Source organism: Pseudoduganella buxea, assembly GCF_009720835.1.
GTDB classification, from domain to species: Bacteria; Pseudomonadota; Gammaproteobacteria; order Burkholderiales; family Burkholderiaceae_D; genus Rugamonas; species Rugamonas buxea.
Window position 1 is genome coordinate 1 of the sequence record NZ_WNKZ01000115.1, and the last position, 14,446, is coordinate 14,446.

The 14,446-nt window shown below is 63.6% G+C and carries 17 protein-coding genes, 3 tRNA genes and 1 riboswitch; of the genes, 14 read left to right on the top strand and 6 right to left on the bottom strand.

Translation table 11 applies throughout. From position 1 onward, the window contains the following. From GM672_RS24660 to glyA, 4 genes are all read right to left on the bottom strand, one after another. Positions 1 to 895 (bottom strand): PilW family protein (locus GM672_RS24660; RefSeq protein WP_155473179.1); only part of this gene is annotated, 895 nt, incomplete at its 3' end. Continuing rightward, complete coding sequence (gene pilV / locus GM672_RS24665) at positions 895 to 1,440, bottom strand: type IV pilus modification protein PilV (RefSeq protein WP_155473180.1); 546 nt, start codon at positions 1,438 to 1,440, stop codon at positions 895 to 897. The genes GM672_RS24660 and pilV, both read right to left, overlap by 1 nt. Before the next feature lie 143 nt (positions 1,441 to 1,583). After that, positions 1,584 to 2,060, bottom strand: a complete 477-nt coding sequence (gene nrdR, locus GM672_RS24670) for a transcriptional regulator NrdR (protein ID WP_155473181.1) — start codon at positions 2,058 to 2,060, stop codon at positions 1,584 to 1,586. 117 nt (positions 2,061 to 2,177) lie between these two features. Then, entirely contained in the window at positions 2,178 to 3,425 is a 1,248-nt protein-coding gene (gene glyA / locus GM672_RS24675; protein WP_155473182.1) for a serine hydroxymethyltransferase, read from the bottom strand. 98 nt (positions 3,426 to 3,523) lie between these two features. Beyond that, positions 3,524 to 3,637, bottom strand: a riboswitch (ZMP/ZTP riboswitch). Between the two features lie 423 nt (positions 3,638 to 4,060). Between glyA and GM672_RS24680 the strand changes: the two genes are divergently transcribed. The 12 genes from GM672_RS24680 to GM672_RS24735 all read left to right on the top strand — a co-directional run bounded on the left by GM672_RS24680 (position 4,061) and on the right by GM672_RS24735 (position 12,209). Continuing rightward, complete coding sequence (locus GM672_RS24680) at positions 4,061 to 4,807, top strand: SDR family NAD(P)-dependent oxidoreductase (protein WP_155473183.1); 747 nt, start codon at positions 4,061 to 4,063, stop codon at positions 4,805 to 4,807. Positions 4,808 to 4,996: 189 nt separating this feature from the next. After that, on the top strand, positions 4,997 to 5,416 hold the full coding sequence (gene ybgC / locus GM672_RS24685) for a tol-pal system-associated acyl-CoA thioesterase (protein WP_155473184.1): 420 nt from the start codon (positions 4,997 to 4,999) through the stop codon (positions 5,414 to 5,416). A 60-nt stretch (positions 5,417 to 5,476) separates the two neighbouring features. Beyond that, the gene (gene tolQ, locus GM672_RS24690; protein WP_155473185.1) at positions 5,477 to 6,169 is read left to right on the top strand and encodes a protein TolQ; all 693 of its coding nucleotides are present in this window, start codon (positions 5,477 to 5,479) and stop codon (positions 6,167 to 6,169) included. A 9-nt stretch (positions 6,170 to 6,178) separates the two neighbouring features. Then, complete coding sequence (locus GM672_RS24695; RefSeq protein ID WP_155473186.1) at positions 6,179 to 6,616, top strand: biopolymer transporter ExbD; 438 nt, start codon at positions 6,179 to 6,181, stop codon at positions 6,614 to 6,616. Positions 6,617 to 6,620: 4 nt separating this feature from the next. After that, positions 6,621 to 7,595: a cell envelope integrity protein TolA gene (gene tolA, locus GM672_RS24700; RefSeq protein ID WP_155473187.1), complete on the top strand. Its 975-nt coding sequence runs from the start codon at positions 6,621 to 6,623 to the stop codon at positions 7,593 to 7,595. An 8-nt stretch (positions 7,596 to 7,603) separates the two neighbouring features. Further along, positions 7,604 to 8,866 carry a Tol-Pal system beta propeller repeat protein TolB gene (tolB, locus tag GM672_RS24705; RefSeq protein ID WP_371867099.1) on the top strand — a complete coding sequence of 421 codons (1,263 nt, stop codon included), beginning with the start codon at positions 7,604 to 7,606 and terminating at the stop codon, positions 8,864 to 8,866. Positions 8,867 to 8,906: 40 nt separating this feature from the next. Next, positions 8,907 to 9,437 carry a peptidoglycan-associated lipoprotein Pal gene (gene pal, locus GM672_RS24710; protein WP_155473189.1) on the top strand — a complete coding sequence of 177 codons (531 nt, stop codon included), beginning with the start codon at positions 8,907 to 8,909 and terminating at the stop codon, positions 9,435 to 9,437. A gap of 92 nt (positions 9,438 to 9,529) precedes the next feature. Further along, positions 9,530 to 10,276 (top strand): tol-pal system protein YbgF, encoded by a 747-nt coding sequence (gene ybgF, locus GM672_RS24715; RefSeq protein ID WP_155473190.1) that lies wholly within the window; start codon positions 9,530 to 9,532, stop codon positions 10,274 to 10,276. 103 nt (positions 10,277 to 10,379) lie between these two features. Next, a tRNA-Lys gene (locus GM672_RS24720) sits at positions 10,380 to 10,455 on the top strand. Positions 10,456 to 10,489: 34 nt separating this feature from the next. After that, positions 10,490 to 10,565 (top strand) — tRNA-Lys (locus GM672_RS24725). A gap of 27 nt (positions 10,566 to 10,592) precedes the next feature. Continuing rightward, a tRNA-Lys gene (locus GM672_RS24730) sits at positions 10,593 to 10,668 on the top strand. Between the two features lie 185 nt (positions 10,669 to 10,853). Beyond that, positions 10,854 to 12,209: a tetratricopeptide repeat protein gene (locus GM672_RS24735; RefSeq protein ID WP_155473191.1), complete on the top strand. Its 1,356-nt coding sequence runs from the start codon at positions 10,854 to 10,856 to the stop codon at positions 12,207 to 12,209. Between the two features lie 51 nt (positions 12,210 to 12,260). Here the strand turns inward: GM672_RS24735 and GM672_RS24740 are convergent, their stop codons facing one another. Together GM672_RS24740 and GM672_RS24745 are read right to left on the bottom strand one after the other, a co-directional pair. Continuing rightward, positions 12,261 to 12,701 (bottom strand): VOC family protein, encoded by a 441-nt coding sequence (locus tag GM672_RS24740; RefSeq protein ID WP_170300228.1) that lies wholly within the window; start codon positions 12,699 to 12,701, stop codon positions 12,261 to 12,263. Then, the gene (locus tag GM672_RS24745) at positions 12,688 to 13,593 is read right to left on the bottom strand and encodes a helix-turn-helix domain-containing protein (RefSeq protein ID WP_155473193.1); all 906 of its coding nucleotides are present in this window, start codon (positions 13,591 to 13,593) and stop codon (positions 12,688 to 12,690) included. The genes GM672_RS24740 and GM672_RS24745 overlap by 14 nt, the downstream gene beginning before the upstream one ends. A 473-nt stretch (positions 13,594 to 14,066) precedes the next feature. Here GM672_RS24745 and GM672_RS24750 point away from each other — a divergent pair, with 473 nt between their 5' ends. Both GM672_RS24750 and GM672_RS24755 read left to right on the top strand, forming a co-directional pair. Then, a complete protein-coding gene (locus GM672_RS24750; RefSeq protein WP_155473194.1) occupies positions 14,067 to 14,246 on the top strand; it encodes a hypothetical protein in 180 nt (59 codons plus the stop codon). 7 nt (positions 14,247 to 14,253) lie between these two features. Beyond that, positions 14,254 to 14,446 (top strand): hypothetical protein (locus GM672_RS24755; protein ID WP_155473195.1); only part of this gene is annotated, 193 nt, incomplete at its 3' end.

Sequence of the window (14,446 nt, forward strand, 5' to 3'; positions counted from 1 at the left end):
GGCGTGCGCGGGCCCGCAGCGGCGCACGCAGCGCCGCTTCGTCGATATGCGTGCCGGGATCGTCCGCGCCGGCGGCATAGGCCGGGCCGAACAGGTCGAAACGCAGCGGCCGCGTGCCGGGCCGGGTGCCCGCCTCGCCATGCAGCAGCAGGGCCACACGCACGGCCACCACCCGCTTCCAGTGCGAGCGACGGCGCCGGTCCTGTTCGCGTTCGGCCGGCGTGTCGCCCTGTGCAGCGATGGCGTCATCCAGTGCCCGCACGCCCAGCGCGTTCAGGTAGCGATTGGGCACGCCGTCGCGCGGCTCGTCCAGGTCCACGCCATACAGCACCTGGAAGGTATCGACGCCGCGCACGACGGCATCGGCATGCCAGCCGCCGGCGTCGGTGCGGTACTTGCAACGCAATTCGGCTTCGCCGTCCTCGCCCGGGGCGACATAGAAGATGCTCCAGCCCTGCTCGGCGATGCCGACGGCAAAGCCGGCGCAATCGAGCACGGAACCGTCGCCATGGCCGGCCCCGGCGCCGCCGAAGCGCACGGCCAGCACGTCGCTGCCGTTGATGCTGGCGGACGAACTTTCGTCGATGCCTTCGCCGTCGCGCGTGACGCTGCGCGCGTCCAGCCCTTTGACGCCGGCGCCTTCTTCCTGCGTCGGGCCGACGCCGCCCGCCGGGTCGACATAGCCGGCCTGGCGCAGGGCCTGACCGATCAGCTCCAGCGCGTAGCGCCCGCCATCGTTGACGCGGGCGCTGGCGCCGTGGTGCAGGAAGTCGCCGTTGGCCGCGACCAGCATGGCCGCCGATGCCAGCGTGACGAGCATGCCGATCACCAGCGCGACCATCATTTCGACCAGGCCGATGCCGGCGCAGCGGCCGATGGCTGGCACGGGGCCCATCACGGCGCCACCCCCGCGACGGCAATGGCCACGCCGGGCACGAAGCCGCCATCGGCGTCGGCTTGCGGCGTGCCGTCCGGGTTCTTGCCGCGCCAGCCGATCTTGACGACGACGGGCGCGGCCGGGCCGCCGCTGCAGGGCCAGCGCAGGCGGCCGTCCTGCCACATGGCGGCATCGCGGCACACGCGGGCACGCCCGGCGGGCAGGCCGGCGCGTACCTGGCGTTTCAGTTCGTAGACATCGAGGCGGGCCAGCTGGGAGGCATCGCACGCGTCGGCCAGGCACTGGCCGGGCGGCGCACCCGGCACCGGTTCGGCGGCGGCATCGTAGTCGAGCTGGAGATACACGTCGCCGAGCTGGCCGGCGTTGGCGCGGATACGGTCGGCCATCGTGGTGGCGGCCTGCACGGCCGTGGAAAGCAGGGCCGATTCATGGCGGGCCCGCATCGCGTGCAGCTGCATGGCGGTGCCGCCGATCAGGCCGACGGCCAGCACCAGCACGGCAACGAGCACTTCGATCAGCGTAAAGCCGGCAGCGCGCCCCATCGTCCACCTCCGTTAGCTCTGCCGTTCAAGTTAGGCGGCAACGGGGCTCGGCGGTTGAGCGATATCAAGGATGAGCTGGATAGGGGTGATATTTCCGCGAGGAACTTGCTTGAAGGCCTTGCGAACCGGCACCGAAGTTGGGGTCAGCCCCGCGGCGCCTGGCCCCGGCCCTCGTCGCCGGCCTCTTCGATGGCATCCTGGAACTCGGCCAGGTCCTCGAAATTCTTGTAGACGGAGGCAAAGCGGATATAGGCCACCTTGTCCAGGCGCTTCAATTCCTGCATGACGAGCTCGCCAATATGGTTCGAATCGACTTCGCGCTTGCCGCTGGTGAGCAGCTTTTCCGAGATCGACTGCACGGCCGTATCGACGGCGGCGGCAGCCACGGGGCGCTTGCGCAGGGCCAGCATCAGGCTGCCACGCAGCTTGGCTTCGGAAAACTCCGTGCGGCTGCCGTTCTTCTTGACGACGAAGGGCATCGACAGCTCGATCCGTTCGTAGGTCGTGAAGCGCTTGTCGCATCGGCCGCAGCGGCGGCGCCGCTTGATGGCGTCCCCCTCCTCCGATACACGGGTATCGAGGACGTGGATTTCATCGTGCTGGCAGAACGGACATTTCATGGGTAGGAAAAAGGCGCATCAGGGGATAAAAAAGCGCCGGACCTTGCAGCCCGGCGCTCCGATAGTAACAACGCCGTCCGCTTACGTAAACAGGCGGACGGCGGCAGGCTTGCCAACTCAGGCGGCGTAGACGGGGAACTTGTCGGCCAGCACCTTGACGGCGGCCTTGACGCGCTCGATCGTGGCCGCGTCGTGCGGGTTGTCCAGCACGTCGGCGATCAGGTTGCCCACTTCCTCGGCTTCCGCTTCCTTGAAGCCGCGCGTCGTCATGGCCGGGCTGCCCAGGCGGATGCCGGAGGTCACGAACGGCTTCTGCGGGTCGTTCGGGATGCCGTTCTTGTTGGTGGTGATGTGGGCGCTGCCCAGGATCGCCTCGGCTTCCTTGCCCGTCAGGTTCTTGGCGCGCAGGTCGACCAGGAACACGTGCGACTCGGTGCCGCCCGACACGATGCGCAGGCCGCGCTTGATCAGGGTCTTGGCCAGGATGTCGGCGTTGACGATGACCTGCTTCTGGTAGGCCTTGAAGTCCTCGCCCAGCGCTTCCTTGAAGGCCACGGCCTTGCCGGCGATGACGTGCATCAGCGGGCCGCCCTGGATGCCGGGGAAGATGGCCGAGTTGATGATCTTCTCGTGCTCGGCCTTCATCAGGATGATGCCGCCGCGCGGGCCGCGCAGCGACTTGTGCGTGGTCGACGTGACGAAGTCAGCGTGCGGCACGGGGTTCGGGTACAGGCCGGCGGCGATCAGGCCGGCATAGTGGGCCATGTCGACCATGAAGTAGGCGCCGACTGCCTTGGCGACCTTGGCGAAGCGTTCGAAGTCGATCTTCTTCGAGAAGGCCGACGCGCCGGCGATGATCAGCTTCGGCTTGTGCTCGTGGGCCAGCTTTTCCATGGCCTCGTAGTCGATGTCCTCGTCGGCGGTCAGGCCGTAGGAGACGACGTTGAACCACTTGCCGGACATGTTCAGCGCCATGCCGTGCGTCAGGTGACCGCCTTCGGCCAGCGACATGCCCATGATGGTGTCACCCGGTTTCAGGACGGCGAAGAACACGCCCTGGTTGGCCTGCGAGCCGGAGTTCGGCTGCACGTTGGCCGCCTCGGCACCGAACAGCTGCTTGACGCGGTCGATCGCCAGTTGTTCGACGACGTCGACGTATTCGCAGCCGCCGTAGTAGCGCTTGCCCGGATAGCCTTCGGCGTACTTGTTCGTCAGCTGCGAACCCTGGGCGGCCATGACGGCCGGCGACGTGTAGTTTTCCGAGGCGATCAGCTCGATATGGTCGTGCTGGCGGCGGTTCTCGTTCTCGATGGCGCCGAACAGTTCTGGGTCGATGGCGGCGAGGGTGTGATCTTTAGCGAACATGGTTTAACTCCGATTGAGTACTGAGACTGGCAGATAGGATCGAATGAGGGGACCGGAACGCACGGGGGCAGCCAGACCGCGATCATTCGCGCTTCCATCGAGGCTGCCCAGGCGAACGGCTGTTGAAATCTCACGTTCCCCGGTGGAGCCCCACCTTTCGCCGGCACCGTCCGAAGGACGCCGCCCGCTTTTCGCCAGTTACGTGAGACATAAATGGAACGGGGATTGTATGTGAACTGCCGGGCGAGAGCAAGAAATTGGGATAAGAGCAATTAGTCAGCCCGCCCCGAGACAACTGGGCGATAGCAAGAAAGGGGGTAAAAGCAATTAGTCAGCCCGCCCCCAAGACATCTGGGCGAGAGCAAGAAAGGGGATAAAAGCAATTGGTCAGCCCGCCCGGAGACAACTGGGCGAGAGCAAGAAATTGAGATTAAAACAATTAGTCAGCCCGCCCGGAGAAGCCGGCGAACGGACGGGAAGTTGAAAGCATAATAACAAGTTAGCCTGCCCCGTCGTCGACACCCTCCCTCGTCTGCCCAGCTTGCCAGTCGCCCCATGGCCGGGCAATCATGCCGCTTCTGCCATACTGGCCCCCACTCGGCTACAATTGGCCGGTTCAACCACGGATACCCACCATGATCGTCTTTATCACCGGCGCGACGGCCGGTTTCGGCGCCGCGATGGCGCGCGTTTTCGCCGGCAACGGCCACAAGGTGCTGATCGCGGGCCGCCGCGAGGACCGCCTGGATGCGCTCGCCTCCGAGCTGGGCCCTTCCGTGCGCACGGTGCCGCTGGACGTGACGAACAAGGCCGCCATCCACGCCGCGCTGGAAGCGCTGCCGGCGGGCTGGCGCGAGATCGACGTGCTGATCAACAACGCCGGCCTGGCGCTTGGCGTCAAGCCGGCCCACGAGGCGTCGCTGGAGGACTGGGAAACCATGATCGCCACCAATTGCAGCGGCCTGGTGACGATGACGCGCGCCGTGCTGCCCGGCATGGTCCAGCGCAACAGCGGCCTGGTCATTAACCTGGGCTCCGTGGCCGGCCACCTGCCCTACCCGGGCGGCAACGTGTATGGCGCCACCAAGGCCTTCGTCGACCATTTCACCTTGAACCTGCGGGCGGACCTGGTCGGCACGGGCGTGCGCGCCACCAATATCGCGCCGGGCCTGTGCGGCGGCACGGAGTTCTCCAACGTGCGCCTGAAGGGCGACGACGCGGCGGCGGCCAAGGTGTATGAAGGCACGACCCCGCTGACACCGGAGGATATCGCCGCCACCGCCTACTGGATCGCCACCCTGCCGCCCCATATCAACATCAACCAGATCGAACTGATGCCGACCTGCCAGGGACCCGGCCCGCTGACGATCAAGCGCGTGTAGGCAGGCCCAAACGTAAGGGATTGTTACAGACGTCAAGTACGCGGGCGGAATTTGCTCTAATGTCCGGCTTGTATTTTGGACGTGCCTGCCTTGCACGATTTGCCCTCCCCCGGGCGGCTGCAAACTTTCGGCAACGTTTACAGAAAATGACGTAGAATGTTGCTTAATAACACTTGTGTCAGTTCAACCATGTCTTCAGAGTTCACCTGGGAAGTCCGTGTCTACTACGAGGATACGGACGCGGGCGGCATCGTCTATTACGCAAATTACCTGAAGTTTTTCGAACGGGCGCGCACCGAATGGCTGCGCGCCGTTGGCGTGGGCCAGCAGGTTTTGCTGGCCGAACATGACGCCATGTTCGTCGTCAAGAATGTCAGCGCGGACTATCATGCGCCGGCCAAGCTGGACGATGTACTAAACTTAACATTGACTATCGAGAAGCTGGGCCGTGCTTCCATCGTCTTCCGGCAGGAAGCATGGTGCGGCACGACCCGGCTGAACACGGCGCTTGTCAAGGTCGGTTGCGTCGACTCCGCGCTGCGTCCGCGCGCCGTGCCCGACGCCGTGGCGGCGCGCATGGCCGCCTATGTCAGCACGCCGGCGCCGTAAGCGGCGCGGACAGCGGCAGACAGAACATATAAACAGACCGACAAACCAGACCGAGAAACAATGAACGCCACCCAAGATCTTTCCTTCATCGCCCTCATCTCCAATGCCCACCTGATCGTCCAGTTGATCATGGCGCTGCTGCTTGGCGTGTCGCTCGTCAGCTGGACCTACATCTTCAAGAAAATGTTCGACGTGCGCGCCGCGCGCCGCCTTACCATCGATTTCGAAAAAACCTTCTGGGCCGGCGGCAACCTGCACGCGCTGTACCAGAACGCCAGCTCGAACCGCGCCAGCAACGGCGCGCTGGCCCGCATCTTCGAAGCGGGCATGGGCGAATTCATCAAGGGCAAGCAGGCCGGCGCGGCCAGCCCGCAGACCCTGGACATGGGTGCCATCCTGGACGGTGCCCGCCGCGCCATGCGCGCCGCCTACCAGCGCGAAATGGATGCGCTCGAATCGCACCTGGCCTTCCTGGCCTCGGTCGGTTCCGTGTCGCCGTACATCGGCCTGTTGGGCACCGTGTGGGGCATCATGAATGCCTTCCGTGGCCTGGCCAATGTGCAGCAGGCAACCCTGTCCGCCGTCGCGCCCGGTATCGCCGAAGCGCTGATCGCCACCGCCATCGGCCTGTTCGCCGCCATTCCGGCCGTGGTGGCCTACAACCGCTTCACGCATGATGTCGACCGCCTGGCGATCCGCTTCGAGAGCTTCGTCGAGGAATTCTCCAACATCCTGCAGCGGCAGTCGCGCTAAGGGGACGCCATGGCTTCTTCCTTCAACAGCGGCATGCGCGGCGGCCGGGGCCGCAAGCTGAAGTCCGAGATCAACGTCGTGCCGTACATCGACGTGATGCTGTGCCTCCTGATCATCTTCATGGTCATGCCCAGCTCGAACAATCCCAGCTCGATCGATTTGCCGCACGCGGAAAAGTCGACCCGTCCGCCGGACGCGTATATCCAGGTGACGATCAAGCCGAACGGTGCGCTGTCGATCGGCGTGGCGGGCAAGAATGCGGATGCGCCGGAAACGGTGCCGAACCGCGATGCGCTGGTGGGCAAGCTGCGCTCGCTGCATGAGGACAATCCCGATTACCCGGTCTTGATTGCGGGCGACAAGGAAAGCAAATACGACGACGTGATCCAGCTCATTTCCGAAGCGAAGAAAATGGGCATCGCGCGGGTCGCGCTGGCAACGAAATAACAGCATGACGACACCAGCAGCAACAGGCGGAGCGAGTTCGTCCGGCAGCCCCTACCGGGTACCCAGGCGGGAAACGGGCTGGCGTTCGTTCGCCCTGGCCATCGGCATGCATGCACTGCTGTTCGTGTTCCTGTGGGGCGGCATCAACTGGCAGAACTCGGAACCGGTGGCCGTGGAAGCGGAAGTGTGGGACCTGACGACGCAGCAGGCGGCCCCGCCGCCGCCGCCCGAACCGGAATCGAAGCCTGAGCCGAAGCCGGAACCGGAGCCGACGCCGGCCCCGCCGCCACCGCCGCCGCCGAAAGTGGCGCCGCCGGAAAAAGTGGCGCCGCCCAAGGTCGATCCGGAGATCGCTTTGAAGAAGGAGCGCGAAAAGGAAAAGCTGGAGAAGAAGCGCCTGGCCGAGGAAGAAGCGAAGAAGCAGAAGCTGGAAGACGAGCGCAAGGAAAAGCTGGCCGAGCAAAAGAAGCTTGACGAGAAGAAAAAGCGCGACGAAGACGAAAAAGAACGCAAGCTGGCCGAAGAAAAAGAAGAGCAGAAGAAAAAAGACGACGAGAAGAAGAAACTGGCGGCCCAGAAGAAGGCGGCGGCGGAATCGGCGGCGAAGCTGGAAAAACAGCGCGCCGAGGAAATGCGCCGCATCATGGGGTCCGCCGCCGGCAGCACGGGCACGGCCGAGAAATCGACCGCGCCACGGATGGACAGCGGCTACCGCGCGGCCATCGCGGCCAAGATCAAGGGCAATATCAGCTACGCGGGCAGCCAGGACCTTCCGGGCAACCCGAGTGCCGAGTTCCAGATCACGCAATTACCAACTGGGGAAATTATTTCGGTCCGGAGAACAAAAAGCAGCGGCATTCCCGCCTACGATACCGCCGTGGAGAACGCGATCGCCAAATCGTCGCCTCTGCCAAAAAAGAAAGACGGTACGGTTGAACGGGAAATCACCGCCGCATTCAAACTGAAAGACTTGCCTTGATGCGAACCATGAAAAAACTCAATACCCTGATCCTGACGGCCGGCGTGCTGGCCAGCCTGTCCGCCCACGCGCAGCTGCGCGTGGAAATTACCGGCGTCGGCAGCAACCAGATTCCCGTCGCCGTGGCCGCCTTCGGCGACGAATCCGTGTCGCCCACGCAGATCTCGAAAATCATCAAGACGGACCTGGAGCGCAGCGGCGCCTTCAAGATCATCGATGCCGGCACCATCGCCGACACGAATAACGTCGACCTGGCCGCGTGGAAGGCAAAAGGCGCAGACGCGCTCGTCGTCGGTACCGTGCAAAAGGCCGCCGACGGCAGTTTCACGGTACGCTACAAGCTGATGTCGACGGTGCAGAACGCCAAGCTGTCGCAACTGGACCAGCAGGCCGCGCCCCAGTTCACGCGCCTGGCCGGCCACAAGATCGCCGACGACGTGTATGAAAAGCTGACGGGCGTGCGCGGCATCTTCGCCACCCGCATCGCCTACGTCACGCAGCAGGGCCGCTCGTACCGCCTGGAAGTGGCCGATTCGGATGGCGAAAACGTCCAGCTGGCCCTGTCGTCGAACGAGCCGATCATTTCGCCTTCGTGGTCGCCGGACGGCACCAAGGTGGCCTATGTGTCGTTCGAGCAGAAGAAGCCCGTGATCTACGTGCAGAACCTGATCACGCGCCAGCGCACCGTCATCGCCAATGAAAAAGGCAGCAATTCGGCGCCATCCTGGTCGCCGGACGGCAGCCGCATCGCACTGGCCCTGTCGAAGTCGGGCAATACGCAGGTGTATGTCGCCAATTCGACCGGTGGCGGCATCCGCCGCATTTCCAACAGCAGCGGCATCGATACGGAACCGCAATTCTCGGCCGACGGCCAGTCGATCTATTTCACGAGCGACCGCAGCGGCGGCCCGCAGATCTACCGCATGAGCGCCAACGGCGGCGATGCGCAGCGCATCACCTTCACCGGCAGCTATAACATCAGCCCGCGCGTTTCCTCCGACGGGAAATCGCTGGCCTATATTTCCCAGCGCGGCGGCAAGTTCCAGCTGTATGTAATGGATCTGGCGAGCGGCCAGGAAACCCGTCTGTCCGACAATACCAACGACCAGGCCCCCAGTTTCGCCCCGAACGGCAAGTACATCCTGTACTCGACCGAATCGGGCGGACGCAAGGCCCTGGCCGTGGTATCGGTGGACGGCCGTGTCAAGCAGCGCCTGACGATTCAGGCGGGAGCAATCAAGGAGCCCACCTGGGGTCCTTTCATGAAGTAAATGTAGTCAAAAACCTTTCACAACGACCAGGAGAAACAAAATGGGTAACGTAAAACATCTCGCCTTTATCATCAGCACTGCAGCCCTGCTCGCCGCTTGCTCGTCGCCGGTGAAGGTGACCGAGCCGGCACCAGTGGTGGAAAGCAAGCCGGCCGAAACGGCCGCCCCCGCGGACCAGACCCGCACCGTCGCACCGGTGGACACCAAGTCGATCGACCCGCTGGACGATCCGAAAGGCGTGCTGGCCAACCGCAGCGTGTACTTCGACTTCGACAGCTTCGTCGTGCGTGAAGACGGCAAGCCAGTGGTGGAAAACCACGCCGGCTACCTGACCAAGAACAGCAACCGTCAGATCCTGGTTCAAGGCAACACCGACGAACGCGGCGGCGCCGAATACAACCTGGCACTGGGCCAGAAGCGTGCCGAAGCCGTGCGCAAGTCGCTGACCGCCCTGGGCGTACCGGAAGGCCAGATCGAAGCCGTTTCGCTGGGCAAGGAAAAGCCGAAAGCCGAAGGCCACAACGAGGAAGCATGGGCGCAGAACCGCCGTGCCGATATCGTCTACAAGTAATCGAAGCAGGTCGCACCCGTCCCCACGGGTACGACGGGACAGCGCAAGTTATACTGCGCTGTCCCGTTTTTTTATCTGAAAGCGTTCCGAACATGATCAAATCCGCCAAGACGGCCCTGGCACTGGCGCTGGCCAGCTTCGCAATGCACGCATCGGCCGGCGTCTTCGACGACGACGAAGCGCGCCGCGCCATCCTCGACCTGCGCGCCAAGGTCGAAGCGCTGACGAAAGACGTCACCACCCGCCTCGACAACAAAGCCGACAAGAGCGTCTCGCTCGATCTGATCAACCAGCACGAGCAGACCATGCAGGAAATCGCCCGCCTGCGCGGCCAGCTGGAAGTGCTGGAAAACGAAATCACCATCGCCACCAAGCGCCAGAAGGACTTCTACGCCGATCTGGACGCGCGCCTGCGCAAGCTGGAACCCCGCGAAGTGGAAGTGGACGGCAAGACCGCCTCGGTCGACCAGTCCGAGCAGAACGCCTACGACGCCGCCATGCAGCAGTTCAAGGAAGGCGACTACGAAGGCGCCGCCACGTCGCTGCAGAACTTCGTGCGCCGATACCCCGGTTCGATCTACGCCGCCAACGCCCAATACTGGCTGGGCAACGCCTACTACGCCCAGCGCGACTGCAAGAACGCCATCACGGCCCAGCAGCAGGTCGTCAAGACGTATCCGGACAGCCCGAAGACCCCGGACGCCATGCTCAACATCGCCAGCTGCCAGACGGAGCTGAAGGCCGTCAACAACGCCAGGAAGACCCTGCAGGAGCTCGTGAAGACCTATCCGAACACGACGGCCGCCCGCACGGCCAAGGAGCGCCTGGGCGCGAAGTGAGCGGCGCGCGGAAGGGTGGCCCGGCTCACACTGCTGAACGGTAATTTGCTCAGCAGCATTTGACACAGCCGCCGGGGCATCCTATAATCCCGCTTCTTTCGGAGGGTCGTTAGCTCAGCTGGTAGAGCAGCGGACTTTTAATCCGTTGGTCGCAGGTTCGAATCCCGCACGGCCTACCACTCGAAAGAATGTTGTAAAGCGTTGTACTGCAAGGGGTCGTTAGCTCAGCTGGTAGAGCAGCGGACTTTTAATCCGTTGGTCGCAGGTTCGAATCCCGCACGGCCTACCACTTGCAAAGATTGAACAGTTTTACCTTGGGTCGTTAGCTCAGCTGGTAGAGCAGCGGACTTTTAATCCGTTGGTCGCAGGTTCGAATCCCGCACGGCCTACCAAGAATTCAACGAGAACGCCAACCTTCGGGTTGGCGTTTTTGTTTCCGGCTCACTTTTGGCAGGCGAAAAAACCACGTTGAAGTCGCCAGGTCTTCGTGGCCGCTCGAATGAAGCGGCGACTCGGGTGTTGAATATCTGAACTAATCCGGCATACTGCCAGTCCACGTTGACACGACGAGGTCCCGATGCGACGTCTTCCCCTATTGCTGCTTTCCCTGTGTCTCCACCAAGTCGCCCATGGCGCCGAGACATTGCCTTCCAAGCTCGAACAACTTTTCAATGCCGGATCCTTTCCGCAGTTCCTGAAAGCGGCAAGCCCCCGGGCCGATCGCGACGATCCGGAAGCCTTGTTCTTGCTGGGGAAAGCCTACCACCTGGGCAAGGGCGTGGAGGCCGATCCCTACCAGGCGATGAACCTGTATGGGCGTGCGGCCGAGCTTAGCAATGCCCGCGCCGAAAACAACCTCGGGCAGTTGCTGCTTGACGGACGCGGTTCCGCCCGTTCGGCGCTGGCCCACTTCGAACGCGCCATCGCACTCGGCCTGACCGAGCCCGGCGTCCACAATGCCCGGCGCGCGCGTGCGCAAGTGTGCCGCGACGAAGGCGACCTGCAAGTGTGCATGGACGTTGGCGAGGATTTCGAAGCGGCGTGGAAGAAGGAACAGGACAACAAACTGCTCGACGAAGCCATCGTCATCTATACGGTGGCATGCGAGCGGGAGCGCTACGACGCGCACTTCGGTGCCGGCAGCAAGGCCCGGCCGGACCCGATTCCGGCTTGCGTACGGGCGATCGAACTGGCCGAGACGGGCGCCCGGCTGGGCTTGCCGCGGGCCACGCACAACCGCGGCGCCATCGACTACAACGCCAAGAATTTCACCGGTGCCCTGACCTGGTTCGAGCGCGGCTATCAGCTGGGTTTCGCCAGGTCGGCGTATGGCATCGCGACGATGTACGAGAACGGTCAAGGCGTGCCGAAAGACGCTGCGCAGGCCCTGACGTGGTACGAGCGTGCAGCCGAGTTGAAGGATGCAAAGGCGCGCGATTGGGTCGAGGCGTACTGGCTGAACGAGACGCAACTCTCGTTCGATCCCGCGCTGCTGCAGCAGGCGCTGGCCAAGTTGCGCAAGCTCGAGGCGAGCCAGCAGGTATTGCAACGCGTCCAGGACAATCTCGACGTCATCGACACGATGAAACGCAACGCCACGGCGTTCCCGCTGCTCGCACAAAAGCCCTTGCGCGACCGCTTCTGCCCGCGCGATCCGGACTTCTATGGACTCCAGGAGTGGCGGATGTTCGCCGTGACCGAGGCAAGCAAGCTCGGCGAAATAGTCTCGGAACTGACGGTCGCGGCCGAAGGCATGGCGGACGAGGAAGGCTGCATCAGGTTCGACGAGAAGGCCGTGAAGACCGTGCGCCAAGCTCTTGCGCAAGGCAACACCCTGGTCTTGAGCTGGCCTGGCCGCCGCATCATGTTGTCGGCGAGTACCGACAGCAGCGGGAAGATCGCATTCGCCCTGGCGCGCCCGGTTCCCTACTGATCGAACCGCGAGGCCGGCCAGTTGCCGGCATGGATGCACCCGTTCGTGCCCTTACTGCTCCATCATCGCCGTATAACGCCGCTGCATTTCCTCCGGCGACAATTCCTCGATACTGTGCCCGATATTCCACCGGTGCCCGAACGGATCGCGCACGACACCGCCCCGCTCGCCATAGAATTCGTCCTGCACTTCCCTTTCCAGTGTGGCGCCGGCATCGAGCGCGCGGGCGACGACGGCATCGGCGTTGTCCACGTGCAGGTGGATCGTCACGGGCGTGCTTTCCGACGGGCGGGGGCGGAGACTATTGAATTCGGGGTACTCATCGGCCAGCATCACCGTGGTGCCGTCGAAATCGAGCTCGGCATGGCCGATACGCCCGCTGGGCTCCGTCAGCCGGAATTTCTCCGTGGCGCCGAAGGCCTTGCGATAGAAATCGATCGCCGCGGCGGCGTCGTTGACACACAGGTAAGCAAACAGTTCATGGATCATGATGTCTCCCGGTCGTGGAAATGAATACATGCGTCGCTACTGTGACGTGCCCTAACCTTCCTGTCTTGAAGAAATTTGACGTTTCGGCACCCGCGACGGCGACATGGTGCGCGGCGACAGGCGCCAGCTGGCGGTAGCGCGACGGCGTGATGCCTGCGCACTCGGTGAACTCGCGCGTCATGTGGGCCTGGTCGCTGTAGCCGGCGCCAAGGGCCGATGCGCTGAGCGACGCCGCCGGGTTCTCGCGCATGGCCGCCAGCACGGACTGGAAGCGCAGCAGGCGCAGGTAGCGCTTCGGGCTCATGCCGGTGGCATGCCGGAACAGGGCGATAAAGCCGCGATGGCTGTAGCCGCTCTGCGTCACCATGTCGTCGACCCGGGCGCCCTGCGCGCAGGCGGCGAGGGCGTGCACGACGCGGGGGTGCAGCACTGGTGTCGCCGGCAACCGTGCTGCGAGGAAGGACTCGAGCAGTACCATCTGGCGGCGCGGATCGCCTTCCTGCGCAAGCTGTTGCAGCAGGGACTCGGCGCTGACGCCCCACAGTTCAGGCAACGGCGTGTGCCTTTCGGCCAGCTCGGCCGCGCTGACGCCGAATAACGCCTGGGCCGCGCCGGGCAGCAGTTGCACGCCGACCGACACGACGTGCCCGGCCACTTCCTTCACGTAAAAACCAGTGCGGACGCCGCCCAGCACGGGCGTGGCGATCGTGCTGCCCTGTGCATCGTCGGCATCGGCGAACACGCGCAATGCCGGCCCGCCGAGCCGGAACACCATGTGCATTTGCCCGGTGGGCAGCACGTGTTCACGCCTGCACGCCGGGATGTCATGGCTGTGCGATACCCAAAGCTGCCCGATGAACGGGCGCAGTGCGGGACGAGGAGCGCGAAGGTGCATGACGACGCTGGGCGGCGGAGGGTCGGGAAGCCAGTCTATCACGACGTGATTTATTGTTTTCCTTGCTCTTGCAATTCTCACCGGAAGAACATTACCAATAATCCTTTCCAGGTCCGACCTCCAAAAACGCTTCCCCTTTTAAATTAAGGGACGTGCTGTTGCCCGCTTGGCATGCCTTGGTGCGGCGCAACCTCGCAGACGTGTGTGCTCGTTGCCAAATCTCCTTGCGAGAGCACGGCTTATCGTTCGCTCTCGAAAACGCCAATTGCCAGGCGCGCACTGTGTTCATTAAGCCGCGTGCGATTTGACCTTCGCCAACGCGACGGCAGTTAGTCCTCGTCAGCGACGCAAATTACCTAGGATGCATACCAGTAACAGTGTCCGGATCGAGGGCGTACACCTGCGCGGCATCGTACGCAGATGGCTCCAGATTCAAAGACAACGATGCCCAACTCAACTGATGAGCAAGCGCGATGACTGATTTGCAAGCACTGCTGGATTCCCACCTAAGCACCCGCCTGTTGCGCGTGTCGTTCCCGAGAGACGACGGCCCGCAAGCGAAGCTGATGGTGAACCGGTTCGAAGGCACGGAATACCTGCCGCACATCGGCGCTGACATCGCGCCCACGCCCTTCAATCCATCCGTCGGATAACCGCCCCATGAGCCAAGCCACGCAAGCCCCGCCGAAGCCGTCCGACCGCGCGCTGGAAGTCGCCGTCGCACCACTGAACACGATCGACCAGCGGGACGTCGGCGCCGGCGCCGCCGCCTTCGACAAATGGCTGCGCAAGATCAGCGACGATTACGTCACCTTGGAGCGCCTGAGCACCGTGGCCGGCAGCCTGCCGGTGG

Excerpts from the sequence above, each read along its gene's own strand:
- GM672_RS24750 (WP_155473194.1), top strand. The coding sequence starts at position 14,067 with ATGACTGATTTGCAAGCACTGCTGGATTCCCACCTAAGCACCCGCCTG.
- glyA (WP_155473182.1), bottom strand. The coding sequence starts at position 3,425 with ATGTTCGCTAAAGATCACACCCTCGCCGCCATCGACCCAGAACTGTTC.
- nrdR (WP_155473181.1), bottom strand. The coding sequence starts at position 2,060 with ATGAAATGTCCGTTCTGCCAGCACGATGAAATCCACGTCCTCGATACC.
- GM672_RS24745 (WP_155473193.1), bottom strand. The coding sequence starts at position 13,593 with ATGCACCTTCGCGCTCCTCGTCCCGCACTGCGCCCGTTCATCGGGCAG.
- tolQ (WP_155473185.1), top strand. The coding sequence starts at position 5,477 with ATGAACGCCACCCAAGATCTTTCCTTCATCGCCCTCATCTCCAATGCC.
- GM672_RS24680 (WP_155473183.1), top strand. The coding sequence starts at position 4,061 with ATGATCGTCTTTATCACCGGCGCGACGGCCGGTTTCGGCGCCGCGATG.
- tolB (WP_371867099.1), top strand. The coding sequence starts at position 7,604 with ATGAAAAAACTCAATACCCTGATCCTGACGGCCGGCGTGCTGGCCAGC.
- GM672_RS24695 (WP_155473186.1), top strand. The coding sequence starts at position 6,179 with ATGGCTTCTTCCTTCAACAGCGGCATGCGCGGCGGCCGGGGCCGCAAG.
- tolA (WP_155473187.1), top strand. The coding sequence starts at position 6,621 with ATGACGACACCAGCAGCAACAGGCGGAGCGAGTTCGTCCGGCAGCCCC.
- ybgC (WP_155473184.1), top strand. The coding sequence starts at position 4,997 with ATGTCTTCAGAGTTCACCTGGGAAGTCCGTGTCTACTACGAGGATACG.
- pilV (WP_155473180.1), bottom strand. The coding sequence starts at position 1,440 with ATGGGGCGCGCTGCCGGCTTTACGCTGATCGAAGTGCTCGTTGCCGTG.
- GM672_RS24735 (WP_155473191.1), top strand. The coding sequence starts at position 10,854 with ATGCGACGTCTTCCCCTATTGCTGCTTTCCCTGTGTCTCCACCAAGTC.
- pal (WP_155473189.1), top strand. The coding sequence starts at position 8,907 with ATGGGTAACGTAAAACATCTCGCCTTTATCATCAGCACTGCAGCCCTG.
- ybgF (WP_155473190.1), top strand. The coding sequence starts at position 9,530 with ATGATCAAATCCGCCAAGACGGCCCTGGCACTGGCGCTGGCCAGCTTC.